The organism is Dyadobacter sediminis (assembly GCF_005860765.1).
GTDB lineage: Bacteria > Bacteroidota > Bacteroidia > Cytophagales > Spirosomataceae > Dyadobacter > Dyadobacter sediminis.
This window is the reverse complement of the sequence record NZ_VCEI01000028.1, coordinates 63,616-77,787: the sequence shown is the minus strand read 5'-3', so window position 1 is coordinate 77,787 and position 14,172 is coordinate 63,616. Positions and strand designations below refer to the sequence as shown.

Below are 14,172 nucleotides of genomic sequence, written 5' to 3'. Positions count from 1 at the left end.
AAAATGCTTTTTGGTAACAGGGTGTAAAATCCAGTCAGTACATTAAATTCATAGCTGTCTGTACTTTCTTTATTGTCGTCATTTGTGAAGACACAAACGACGACAATAAAGCCAACGCAGCCTAAATGAAAGCATCAAGCTTTAACATAAACCAATGCATCTGAACCGTATATAGCTCAGAATATGAGTTTGTACACAAACAACACCCGGAAATTGACCTTAATCTTTTGGTAAATACAATACAGATGAACAAGAAAATCCATACAACCAATTATACAAATACATTTATTGAAGTTGCGGAAGACTGTCCGGCTGCAAAAGGAGAAGTGCCGCCGATGAAGGGCAATACAGAAACCGTTGCCGGCATACAGTACGATATGATCAGCAAAAACCCTTATGAATATACCTCGGATGATATATTGTTCAGGGTTTATGCCAAACGGAAAGATCTGACGGAAAGCGAACTGGAAGAAGCAAGAAAAGCATTTTTCTCCAAAGGCCAGCCCTGCTTTCGCGCTTCGCCACTGACAAAGCGTTACGGCTGGGGAATTCACTGCGACAACAATGGCAAAGTGGCTTTGTACGGCAATCAAACCGAAGAGTATAACCGGCTTCTAAATGACAAAAAAATAAAGATATTAAAAGCAATGAAATCAGCTAAGTAATGCCCGTTGCCATTTTCAGATCTTCCTAATATCCTTCCGAAAGTTTTACTTCATCTTCAATCTCCTCGTGATTCAGGTATTTACGGATGTTGGAAATGAATTTTTCAACTTTGTCCTGATCTCTGCCCGCATGTTCTGCGCCGGTATGCTGCGTTAGAATAACATTTTCCATTTCCCATAACGGACTGTCTTCGGCAAGCGGCTCTTTTTCAGTAACATCAAGAACAGCGCCTGTTAACTTGCCACTTTCCAGAGCATTTATCAATGCTGCTTCGTCGGTTGTATTTCCTCTGCCCACATTGGCATAAAGACTTCCTTCTTTCATGGCATCAAAAAATTCCTGAGAAACGTATTTGTCAAGATTGCCTGGCAGTGTATTTACAACCAGATCTGTTTCAGTCAGTTGCTGTAACAAGTGATCAAACGAATGAATTTCTGCCTGCGGGTCGCTTTTGGCAGTCATTTGAGTGCTGCAGCCAAATGCCTGCAGAAGTTTATTCACATGTTCTCCGATGGCCCCCGAACCCAGAATAATAACTTTTTTGCCGCTGAGGATCTGAAGTCCGGCGCTGGATTTTTCTCCTACCCACTCCTTTTTAACCTGATTTCTGACCATCTTGGGAATACCACGGTAAAAAGCCAGAATACCGCTTACGATGGTTTCGGCGCAGGGCACAGCGGATATATCACCTACATTGGCCGTTTTTCCTTTGTAATCAACTTCCTTATACTGCTCGAAACCGACATTTTCAAGCTGCCAGAATTTTAGTGCGCCGGGAGTTTCTTCAAACCAGTCTGCGGGCGGATTGCCGATAAGCACCTCGGCAGATTGCCACGCCTCTTTTACTTCCTGTTCTGAAATATCAGATGCAAACAGTACTTCTGCGTCATCAGGCAAGTGCTTCTCTAATTCTGACTGCATTTCCTTTTCCAGCTTGGCGTATACAAGGATCTTCATGTAATTGAAATGATTTGTTTGAAACCTGGTCAAACAAATACCATTCCATAAAAGACAGATTGTAATTTTTATTTGCCTGAAATCTTTTTGCTTATAAAACATTAAAGGCAATTTGCATTGCTGCATTTGTATCCGGACATCTATTTATCCGAATCTGGTTTGCTGTTTGACAATGATCTACAAAAAAATGAATTCAGAAAATACAGGTTGAAAGCACAATCCGGTATCCGAGATTGAGCGGCTTGTCAATCCCGTCTTCTCAATTTGAAATTTACCGGCTTTTAAAATAAAGATCTGCATTTTTAATAAATTGAGCCCAGTCATATGAAGTCATATCATGTACTCCTTCACGGATATGATATGCCAAAGGAGGTTTGACAAACGGCATATTGATGGCCGGAATGGATTCCGGCAAGGCTGATTTCAACTTGTAAAGTCCGTATACTCTTTCAGCCTCTTTTAAAGACAAAAACGTTCCGACAGGATCTGCCCATAAATCCTCAGAAGCATTGGTTACGTAGACAGGCCTTGGCGCAATCAAAGAAACAAGCATATGCTGATCCAGAGGCAATGCACTTTCGTTATCATTGAATTTCTTGTAATTGTCAGCAAACCAATGCGGAAATGTTGTATTGATTGCTTGAATCGTTTCTCCAAAACGGCGGTGAGACAAAGCAGCTCCGGTATTTCCTGAACAATTTGAAACGCACATGGCAAAACGGGAATCTTGTGCAGCAGCCCACAATGATGCTTTTCCTCCCCTGGAATGTCCTGTGAGAACAATCTTTGATGCATCTATGTCCTTATCATTTTCAAAATAATCCATGATCCTGCTGGCGGCCCATGCCCAGGCTCCGATAGCCTTCATACCATTTCCTGCCTTCAACTGCTCGGGATATAACCGCAGAACACCATTCTGGTAGCTGTCTTTATGATCCGGCGCAGCGTCATTTACATGAAATGCAGCAACGGCATATCCTGCATCAATAACCTGTTCGGCCGGCCAGAAACCACTCAGTGTGTCTCTTGTGGGAGAAGTATTGTTTTTCCCTCTGTTATTAATTAGTAAAAAAGCGGGTACCGGCTTTTTTATTCCCGTCGGAACAAACAAAACCAAATGAATCATTACAGTTTGATTATGATTGGTGACAGCAATTTCTACTTCTTTTAAATGAGCTTTCCCATTCATGGAATGCTTGTTTTCATTTTTTATTTTAAACTCGTATTTATCAAATGTTTTCGGCATTTGTCCATAAACATTTTCCTCAAAAAGAGTAAGGATTTCCGGTCGCCGAATATTTTCCCAATCTTTTACATTGGTTACAACTTTTTCACTCTGGGCTTTCAGAACATCAGGTAAAATGTAGGAAGGCACCTTGGCTTCATCGTAATTCTGCGCAATCAATTCAGTAGAAAGAAGTATAGAATACACTAAAATTATAAATACGTTTCTCATCCTTATAATACACATTTGATTCATTTTAACTTTTATACATTGGAGCAGTTATTCATTAAGATGATTTGTTTTATTTTCTCCCGGAGAATTTCAGGAAAGACAAACCTGTTCTGCTGTATTCTTTAATCCTTAATAAGCAGAAACTTGGATTGGAATACTTTTGTAAACCAAGCATTAAAATAATAAGAGGAAAAAGAATTTGATCTCTAAGCAACAACTCGCAAAGTAGCTTTCTATTTATTACTTATTTTTCTTTCAATCACCAGAAGGCTCCTCCGGAGCCGCATAACCTTTTGTTGAATGCTTCTTTGCTATAAACAGATAGCTCCTCCGGAGCTTTTTGTTGTGCTTCTTAAAAGTATTGTTGCTTAGAAATGCTTTTCGACAAAACCTTCGTGCAGCAACAGCCCCAGAGCGGCTCCCTGTTTATAGCCACAAGTCAGCCATTGTCATGGTTAGGCCCCGGCGGGGCCGCCTTATTGCTTGCTGATTACCAGAAGGCTCCTCCGGAGCCGCATAACCTTTTGCTGAATGCTTTTTTGCTATAAACAGATAGCTCCTCCGGAGCTTTTTGTTGTGCTTCTTAAAAGTATTCCTGCTCAGAAATGCTTTTCGACAAAAACCTTCGTGCAGCAACAGCCGCAGAGCGGCTCCCTGTTTATAGCCACAAGTCAGCCATTGTCATGGTCAGGCCCCGGCGGGGCCGCCTTATTGCTTGCTGACTGCAAAAAAAATCCCATTGATATCAAGGGATACTTAACAATTTCAAAATCACAAATTTCACCTGCTAATCGTTCAGTTTAGTACTACTCTTTATGCTTTTTTCCGCCTTCTTCATTCCCGTAGGCATTAAGAAAGAACACCGAAAAGTTTTGTTTTTTGAAGAAGGTAACATTTGCTAATTTTGGTAATCTCATTACCTCCTTCTATATGATTAAATGTTTACTTACCCTCATTCTGTCCTGTTTTTCCTTAACCGTTTTTGCCCAAAGTCCCAGCCTCCGGATTGACAAGGTTTATTCCGAAAATTATTGTCTTGGAACTGAACTCAGCATGGATGTTACCATAAGCGGCGTTTTTCCATCTGACAATAAATTCACCGTTGTAGCTTATAAAGACTGGAACAACCCAGCTAGAAGATGGGAATATCCCGCACAACTTAGGGGCAACAAGCTGGTTACAATCTTAAGAGAACCTGAACTTGCTAATTCACAAAACTTTGGACTTAAAGTAATTGCATCCAGTCCAGAAACTGAAACTGACGCTTATTACTCTTTCAAGGCATTTACAAAATCAACAGTCCGCTTAACTTCAAAATGGGGATACGAAGCGGATACACTGAATTCAACCGATCCGATCGTACTGGCATTTACGACTACTCCGATGAGTCCAGGAGAGATTACATTGAATACAGGTAATAAATTTCAGCTGCACTATAGTGATTACGAATGGGTAAACGGCTATACGACGACTGTCAATCTTCCGAAAACGAAGGACGGCACGTATTTTATTAAAGAAGCCAGCAACGTTTGCGGTTCTATGGATATATCGGGGCAAGTCACAGTCAAGGTAAATTCCATTGATTTCATGCCGGTCAGTATTAGTGCTGCTCCACTTTGTATAGGCAGTGAATTCAAGGTCAAGTTCAGTACGGACAAAGCAGATTTTAATGCAAATACAAAATTCAGGATCAGGTTCAGTTCGGATAACACCTATTTTGACAGCTATGACTACATGGATGCACCGGCCGTCCTGAGTGGCAAGAAAGAGCTGACAGCCATCATTCCCGAAGGTCTCAGCTCAACGATGCTCAACCAGGGCATCTACATTGGTATCGTAACGGAAAACCCTGCTGCTATATCCATTAACAAAGGCTTAAAAATCAATATAAATCCAAAGCCTTCATTTTCATTTACACCGGATTCGCACAATATCAATATAGGAGAACATGTGCAGGTATCTGCAAACCCAACCGGATTTCCTCCTTTTAAGTTTACCTTAACCAACGGAGAAGTTTTTGATTATAATGTTCTGTTAAGCCCTGAAACAACAACTCAGTATCAGGTTAAAACATTTGAATCGGGGTGCGGCATTATAGAAAATCCTTCCCATACGCCGCTTACCGTTACGGTAAAGCCCAGCCTTCTACTTGGAGAGCCTGAATCGACAGGTCCTTCCAGAACATTCTGTGAAGGACAAACCGTACGGATGCGCTTCCGGGCAAATGGTGTTAATCCGCAGACTTCCTATGTTTTGGAAGGCACAACCGAATCGAATGAGAAGTTTGTTTTTCCCGCCAAAGTCATAGGAGACTCACTGGAATTTTTTATCCCTAAAAACACAGCACAGGATCCAAAGCGGGATTACAGTGACTTGTACATGCTTCGGATTGTATCCAGCAATCCGGCACTTGCATCTCCGTACAGCGCTGTAAAAGTTCAAAGTCCGCCTTATATGCTGATGGCAGAAAATTCCCAGAAAAGCGTGCCATTCCCATCTGCTGTCCGAATGGACTACAATTTATATGGCGGAGGGCCATATATTGCAGAAATGGCCGGTGGCACCAAACAGACGTACGAATACCGCAATATCTGGTTTTACCAGTATATCCTGCAGGATACCACTTTCAAGCTTGCTTCTTTATCCAATGAATGCTTTCGGAATAATGATCTTCCTGCTTTTTCATTAAAGGTCGATAATCCTGGTAATACTACGCCTGCATTGTTTGCACGGCTGATCAACAAGGATTATTGTATGGGCGACAGCGTGGAAGTTGAGCTTAATTTTAGCGGAAAGTTCGAAGCTGGCAATCAGTTCACTATTTCCTATCTGAGGTTTGCGCAAGCTGACACTTATCCGATCAGAAATGTTACCAAGCCGGGAATTTATAAAGTAAAGCTTCCTGAAAGGCTGCAAGAAGGCTATGATGCAAGTTTACAGCTGAGTTCCAGCCTGCCCCGTTTAATCTCGGAAACGGACCGTTTTAACCTGAAAGTCAAACCGTCGATGCCTTCAATACAGCCGCAGGCCAGCAAAGATCAACCTGCTAAAATGTTTCTCGGAGAGTCGCCGGGCGTAGCAGTATTTACCAGTGATTATACGCTTATTCATTATGCGCTGGATGGAAAGGAAAATACTATTCGCACAAACCAGAACGGGACCTTTTCCATTCCGCTGGAACTGGCCAGTAACAAGGTTTCGGAATTCAGGCTGAAGTCTGTTACCAATTCATGCGGCAGCTATGCCGGTGAAATAACATCATACTTTATTGGTGTTGCATACAAGATCAATATCAATCCGTATACATTTCCTGTCCGGCAATGTATCGGAAGTGATTCCGAAATTCAGTTTTCGCTGGAAAGCGGCACAGCTGCTCCGTCAACCAAGTTTACACTTCAGATTTCGGCAACCGGTTCGCAGGATACTTACACGGACCTGGCAACTGCAACGGACAGCCACCTGTTCAAATTCGCAGTTCCAAACGTTAAAACCGGCAATTACTATTTCAGGGTGCGTTCCTCCGACAACATCTACTCCGAACCGGTCTATTTTTATATCGGGGATGTACCCACTGCAACATTTCAGGCAGGCTACGAATCAGCACCCGGCGATACAATCGTACTGGCGGACTACGGCTCGCAGGTATATCTCACGACTTATCTGACTGGAAGCGACCCCTGGGGGCTGGTTTACAATGACGGCAGACAGGAACAGGTTACAAGCAACTACACAACCTATGCGCCCACAGTAACAGGTGAACAAACTTTCTTTGTCAGCAAAGTCTGGAATTCATGCGGATATGGGACTGCTTCCGGGAAAGTTACGGTAAAAGTGAAGCCGGGCCTAGAACTGAAAAAATACCCTGAAAACGCAGATGCAATTATCTGTCCCGGACAAAAAGTCCAGCTGGATTATGAAATCAAAGGGATGGAACCTCAAGGCAACAGTTATCTGGTTTTCAGCATTACAGGTGATGACAAAAAACCGGTAAAGCTGGACTCTGTCAAAAATGCAAGCGGGCGGATCGAGCTGAAAATACCGCAAAATATAGTCGGACAAATTTTCTTTATCAAAGCAGAAGTGGCATCATTGCAGCTTTCTAAAACCATTTCGTACCAGATCTATACTTCGCCGGATATTACCTTGTTTGGCGACAATATTATTACGGCCGGCGAATCGACAAATTTGTATGTTCGCGCCAACAATTCATTTGCTTACAGTACTTCCTTCGAACTTTCCGACGGCACTTCACAAGCACATACGGCGCCGTTTCCCGGAGGTGTCACGCAGATTAAGGTTACTCCGTCCATTACAACGACTTTTACTTTAAAAGAGCTGAAAAGTACTTGTGGTGTCGGCAAAGTTTCAGGTTCGGCCACGATTACGGTACAGCCCAGGCTGCCGCAATGGCTTTCCATACAACGTATTGAAGGATTAAGAAAATCAAACATCTGCGGTACGGACACCGTACAGATCTATTTCAACTTAAATGGAAATCAGGCAGGTGTGAATGAATACGAAGTTTTGTTATCAGACAGTACGGGCAGGAATTTCGTTTCCATTCCTACGTCTGGTCAGTTCTCACCTCTTACGGCAGTGATTCCTGCAGGTGTAAAACAGTCTGGTTATTACAGAATTCGCCTCATTTCAAAAAGTCAGAATATTAGCGGAAGTACTTATCCGGAAAGCTTAAGAATCGGATCATACGCGCAGGCCAAGGTACTAACGCCTGCTGCTTACTACTTGCCGGGCCAGCCGGTCAATGTAGTTATTGGTCTTGAAGGAAGTTCGCCCTTTTATTACCGCTTTGGAGACGATAATTTTTCTCTGTACCGCAATACTGCAGGATATTCGGACACGATCCGGCTCACACCTGTAACGCCCGTCGCAACTTACAAGATCTTACAGGTTGAAAATGAGTGCGGAGTCGGAAAAGTTGGCGATCCTTCGTCATTCCAATTTGAATTGATAACTGCTGCCGAGCCTGCTTCCACTGGAGAAGTCATTCAGTTAGGTCCTAATCCGGCAAGCAGTGAGCTGGTGATTCAGTTTGTAAATTCGTCTGCCCGACAACTGGAAATCCTTCATTTAAATGGTACCAGAATGTATACAGGCTTATCCGCGCAACAGAATGCAACGATCGATTTGTCCCACTTCCCGACAGGCATTTACATTTTGCAAGTTCACAGAAAACAACTGGTCAGTACTTACCGGATCATCAAATATTAACATTACTCAACGGAAAACCTTTTTAAAATGAAGTTTGGAAATCTACTTCTGCTTACGCTGCTTTTATGTACCAACCTGGCTGCTGGCCAGAACAATGTCCCGCAGATTTTACTTACAGACGCATATGACCTGTCACTCTGTGCTTATGCGGAAACGAAAATACCTGCTCAGATCAACGGTACATTTAACAGCAATAACAAGTTTTATATCCAGTTTTATGCCCTTTACAACGACAAGCAAATAGCGCGTTATGAGGCCGTTTACAAAAATGGAAATTTTGTTTTTACAATAAATGATGACAAACTGGAAAGCTACACACAATTAAGTTACCAAATATCGTCCACAAGCCCGGTTACACAAACCACTATTTACTCAAGACCTTTTTACAACCGCGGAAAGGTTTTACTAAGCCGCCATGCAGGCGAGCCGGACACGCTGAATGCCGGAACCGAAATTGTCATGCATATTGACATAACAACGAATAATCCGGTTACTGTTATGCTTAGTGACAGTTCTGAGCATGAGATACTTCCTACCGGCAATAATCAGTTGGGAATTGCATTTATTGCTTCAAAAACGGCGGATTTATTTATAGTAAAATCTGTAAACAGCTGTAATGTAGCCGTTCCGTTTTCGGGAAAAGTACCGGTGACAGTCAATCCAATTTCTATCATTCCGACTAAAATCAATAACACGACGCTTTGTGAAGGAAGTGAAATGGAACTGAGTTACGACGAAAACGGCGGCGTTATTCCGGAAACTGCAACCTTCAAACTTCGCTTTCTGAAACTGAGTTACTCGGATAGCAATGAAAAACGAACCTTTGAAATTCCTGCAAAGCGAAAGAGCAACGGCGTGCTTACAGCCAGACTACCTGATGATATCTTACTTTATTCCATGCTTTATCAGGTTGCAATTGTAGTCGATGGACCGAAATTGCTGAGTCCGTATTCAAAGCCGTTTGCTATCTATGAAAAGCCTGTTGCTTCATTCCAGAGTCAGAGTGACTCGGTCCGGCTCGGAGAAGATTTTGCCCTGTGGTTTAATGTTTCGGGTCCAGAACCTTACTCGATCGAACTCAATAACGGCAATTCCTATACGCTTGACAACAATCTGAATCTTAATTTTAGGCTGAAAAAAACCGAAACGTTCTCGATCAAATCCCTTAAAACACCTTGCGGTGTAACAACCGATTTGCCGAAGCAAACGGTTGTAGCAACTGTACTGCCCGGCATTGCCATTGATGCTCCCGTTCAACAAAAACGCGAAATCTGTGAAAATCAGAAATTACGTTTGCCGTTTGTTACGAATGCAGTGCTGAATGCCAGTACAAAATTTACAGTAGAAGGTATTACTTCGAAAAACACGGTTTACCAATTTGAGGCAAAGCTTGTAAATGACTCTATTGAGTTTTTTATTCCGCATTCACCTGCCAGCTGGATAACGGAAGGTTATTTCAGTATAACCGGCTTTCGTATCAAAACGGCAAATCCGTCCTATACTTCCGAGATCAGATATGGATTTACAATCCGGGGGATTCCAAGAGTAACCTACGCAACCAGCAACTCCAGAACACTGCCTTATCCGCAATATTATAGTTACAACCTGATTGTTTCCGGAGGTATTCCGTTTGATCTGGTTGATTACAAAGGAGAAAAAACCTATGTGGACTATTCTGAAAAAGGGGAAGAAGTTTTCGCTGCTGCTTCCGGGAACTTTGCCCCGAAATCCATTGAAAACAGCTGTTACGCAAATAGCGACCTGCCGAGGCTGGACTTAGCAGTCAATTCGTATTCAGCTCAGAAGCCTGTTATCATTGTTCATCCGCCGGTGCAGAAATACTTGTGCGATCCTGACAGCATTGAAGTTTCGTTTGATGGACTTGGCCAGTTTGGTAATGGAAACGAGTTTCAGATCACACAACCGAACAACCCGAATAACGTTTTGCTTGCTGTCAAAAAACCCGGCCGGTATAAACTGCCTGTTTCAGCATTTGTAAACCAGAAATATGCTTTTATTTCCATAAAATCCACTGTTCCTGAAATCTGGGGCACTGCCGGTCTGCCTTTAATTATAGAGAGCAAACCCAAACTGACTTTTTATGAAGGATTTGACGGAACAGCCCAGAACCCCATCGTTCTCGGAGTAGATACCGGGCCTCATTTCAGTATACAGCTTGACAATTTTTCACCTTATACAGCTGAATATACGGATGGAACCAATGACTATCATTCTGAACAAAAATCACAGTACCATACTTTTCGTCCAGCATTGCCCCGATTAAAAGTCACAGCTTTTACACTCAAATCACTGACCAATGTATGCGGAACGACGGATGTGAATCTGACCAGTTATTTATACTGGAACAGTTATAAACTAGGGATGAAATATTTTACTGACAACCATGTATACTGTGCTGGGGAAGAAATAACGGTGCCGTTTACCATTGAAAATGGAAATGCTCCAAACGGCACGACTTTCTATTTACAAGTGAAAAAAGATGAAGAAGAATTCAGGACAATTTTGTCAAACAAAACCGGAGCGGATTTCAGATATTTAATTCCTGAATCCATGGAAGGTACGTATGACATTCGGGTAATTACGGATGAGCAGATCAGTACGGAAGGAAAGAGAATTGTTGTAAACCGGAAGCCTTCCGCAACCATTTCATTCGGTAGTCAGAATACAGTTAATCCCGGCGAGATCAAGTACGGACAGGAAATTACAATAGACTTCAAACTGACAGGCGGCGGCCCGTGGAAAGTAATGGTAAGCGGAATGCAGGAAACTGAATTTTCTGGAGACAGTTTCAGCAGCTTTTACAAGATTACAAAAAGTACACAGTTTCAATTGCAATCTGTCAGTAACCAGTGCGGATATGGCCCGGTTTCAGGAAGTGCAGCGGTGAAAGTGAAACCGCAGATTTTAAGTCTTAAACCTGAAACGGACAATGTCTGCAGCGGAACCGCAATCAATGTGAAATATCAGGTTGCAGGCGACCTTCCGGCGGGAGAAAAAGTCGGGTTTTATCTTACCAATGCTAACAAAACAAGATTTGACCTTACAAAAGTGACAGCTACTTCTGGTACAATTTCACTTCCGGTGTCTCCCAATATGCACAGCGGCAGCTACGAACTGACTTGTTACATAACCGGGACCAATGTTTCATTTTCCCAGCTTGTTAACATCAACAAGGCTCCGGATATTGAATTAAGCGGTAATGCAACGATTAATCCGGGAGAATTTGCTTTTATCAACATTCTTGCAAAAAGTGAAGGTAACCAGCAGGTCAGGATTACACTTTCAGACGGAACGTCAGGGGCTTTTCAGTTTTTCAGCAATTACGGCACTTATAGTATAAAAGTATCTCCAACAGTTACGACTACCTATACGATTGTTTCTTCTGAAAGTAACTGTGGTGCCGTCCGATCATTTGGAAGTGCAAAAGTCATTGTAAATCCACCATCTGACAGAACGTTGAAGATTGCGGGTTTCAACAAAAGTGCATTTTGTGAAAAGGATACTGTTTTGGTTTACTATACCAAATCAGGCACATTTTCTGCTGATAACCAGTTTACGGTTCAGATAATGGACAACCAGGGAAAGGTGGCTAAAAATCTGATTACTACTGGAAAAGAATCTCCGCTGCAATTCATTGTTCCGAGTGGCTTTTCGACTACGGAAGGCTATCGCATCCGGCTTGCTGCTACTGATGGGAATACAGTCTCCGGTGATTTTCAGCAAACTGTGTGGTTTAGCACCAAAGCAAGTGCATCTTTTGCAAGCAGTATTGTTAATCTGGATACAACGCGCAAAGCACAAGTCGTAGTTTTACTAAATGGAACCGGCCCCTGGCGGTACAGTTATGGAAATGACCTTGGTGCAATAAATAGATATGCTGATATTTCGCCTGATACCATGCTGGTTGCAAGCAATGAGCCTTCAGCCTACTTTAAATTATTATCTGTAAGCAATGCATGTGGCATTGGCTCCATTAACGAGCCCTCCGCCATAAAAGTAGAAGTGATATTGGGTGCAGAAGAACCAATTATAGATTCAGATAAAATATCCATAGGCCCAAACCCAACAGAGGACTGGGTAACGGTTCGTTTTGCAACAAATTCCTTGCGAACGTTAACCTTGTACAACTTATCCGGGATTCCATTCTGGATGCAAAACAGTTCTGAAAAAGAGGTTGTTCTAAGTTTGGAGCAATTTCCTTCCGGGATTTATTTACTGAAACTGGAACAGAAAGAAAGAATGCAGATTTTCAGGATCATCAAACAATAAAAACTGAACATTGCAGTAAATGTACAGCAACAGCCGCAGAGCGGCTCCCTGTTTATAGCCATAAATCCAGCCATTGTCATGGTCAGGCCCCGGCGGGGCCGCCTGTCTGCTGATTCCAAGAAGGCTCCTCCGGAGCCGCATAACCTTTTGCCGAATGCTTTTTTGCTATAAACAGATAGCTCCTCCGGAGCTTTTTCTGCCTGCTTCTTAAAAGTATTCCTGCTCATAAATGCTTCTCAACAAAAACATTTATGCAGCAACAGCCGCAGAGCGGCTCCCTGTTTATAGCCACAAGTCAGCCATTGTCATGGTTAGGCCCCGGCGGGGCCGCCTTATTGCTTGCTGATTACCAGAAGGCTCCTCGGGAGCCGCATAACCTTTTGCTGAATGCTTTTTTGCTATAAACAGATTGCTCCTCCGGAGCTTTTTCTGCCTGCTTCTTAAAAGTATTCCTGCTCAGAAATGCTTTTCGACAAGAACATTTATGCAGCATAGCCGCAGAGCGGCTCCCTGTTTATAGCCACAAATCAGCCATTGTCATGGTCAGGCCCCGGCGGGGCCGCCTGTCTGCTGATTCCAAGAAGGCTCCTCTGGAGCCGCGCAATGTTTTGCCGAATGCTTTTTTGCTATAAACAGATAGCTCCGGAGCTTTTTTGTCTGGTGCTCAATTGTACATTTCCGAATTCCTGTTACTCGGACCAGATCATGGCATTTTCTATCATTTGGACGAAATTTTCATTTTGCCAGACTTCCTTGCCATGCCCCATCGAAGTATAGAAAGTTTTGCCTTTGCCAACGTTTCGATACCAGGCAACCGGATGATATTGTCCCATACCAAAGTCCTTATCTCTGATCCAGAGCAGATTGCCATTGGGAATGATTTTATCTCCGTTGATATAAGATAAAATCTGCATGCCTTTGGGCTGGCTCAGGAAAACATACCATTCATCCTGGTTTGTCCAGACAGCGGGCAACTTACGGGTTAATGACGAATCGGAATCAACCTCCACATGCACGTCTGCTTTCTGGAATTGCGGGTTGAGTGGATGATGAGAGAATTTTGTGCCGAGTAAATGAGTTTGATACCATGGCCAGTGATGGGAGTCATCTCCTGCTCCGTGAATACCCAGTAGAGTTCCGCCTGATTCTACATACTGGCTCAAAACTTTTTGTTGTTCATCGTTAAGAACTCTGCCGGTAGAATTGTTGAAAATAACAACCTTGAAACGTTTCAATTGCTCGGGATTAAAAATACCGCCTTCTTCTGTTTGATAAATAAACCAATTATTTTTTCGTGCTATTTGAGAAAAAACAGGCAATGACGCTTCAATCGACTCTGCATGTCGAAAACCGGTTGTTTTAGAAAAAATCAGGACAGCTGATTGATCAGGCGGAAAATTTATTGCTGGCTTTTCTGTTTCATATGACACAGGAAAACCATTCTTGATTTTGTAAAAGAATATTCCTGTTGTCGCTCCTGCAAACAGTATGATGCATAATAAAATCCATAAAGTAATTTTAATCGTCCTTTTCATATCTAGTTGTATAAGAGTAACATTGCTCTGAAAGTAACT

At 42.6% G+C, this 14,172-nt stretch carries 6 protein-coding genes; 3 read left to right on the top strand and 3 right to left on the bottom strand.

All coding sequences use genetic code 11. The features are described from left to right. Nucleotides 1-245 precede the first annotated feature (245 nt). Entirely contained in the window at nt 246-665 is a 420-nt protein-coding gene (locus FEM55_RS17345) for a DUF6157 family protein (protein WP_138282666.1), read from the top strand. A 25-nt stretch (nt 666-690) separates the two neighbouring features. Here the strand turns inward: FEM55_RS17345 and FEM55_RS17340 are convergent, their stop codons facing one another. Together FEM55_RS17340 and FEM55_RS17335 are read right to left on the bottom strand one after the other, a co-directional pair. Beyond that, on the bottom strand, nt 691-1,623 hold the full coding sequence (locus FEM55_RS17340; protein WP_171036599.1) for a D-2-hydroxyacid dehydrogenase: 933 nt from the start codon (nt 1,621-1,623) through the stop codon (nt 691-693). 271 nt (nt 1,624-1,894) lie between these two features. Continuing rightward, nucleotides 1,895-3,055: a dienelactone hydrolase family protein gene (locus tag FEM55_RS17335; RefSeq protein ID WP_229209315.1), complete on the bottom strand. Its 1,161-nt coding sequence runs from the start codon at nt 3,053-3,055 to the stop codon at nt 1,895-1,897. Between the two features lie 1,077 nt (nt 3,056-4,132). Between FEM55_RS17335 and FEM55_RS17330 the strand changes: the two genes are divergently transcribed. Both FEM55_RS17330 and FEM55_RS17325 read left to right on the top strand, forming a co-directional pair. Continuing rightward, a complete protein-coding gene (locus FEM55_RS17330; protein ID WP_171036598.1) occupies nt 4,133-8,308 on the top strand; it encodes a T9SS type A sorting domain-containing protein in 4,176 nt (1,391 codons plus the stop codon). A 27-nt stretch (nt 8,309-8,335) separates the two neighbouring features. Next, entirely contained in the window at nt 8,336-12,598 is a 4,263-nt protein-coding gene (locus FEM55_RS17325; protein ID WP_138282662.1) for a T9SS type A sorting domain-containing protein, read from the top strand. 689 nt (nt 12,599-13,287) lie between these two features. On the opposite strand, the gene FEM55_RS17320 is transcribed toward FEM55_RS17325, so the two are convergent. Then, nucleotides 13,288-14,133, bottom strand: a complete 846-nt coding sequence (locus FEM55_RS17320; protein WP_138282661.1) for a ThuA domain-containing protein — start codon at nt 14,131-14,133, stop codon at nt 13,288-13,290. Nucleotides 14,134-14,172 lie beyond the last annotated feature (39 nt).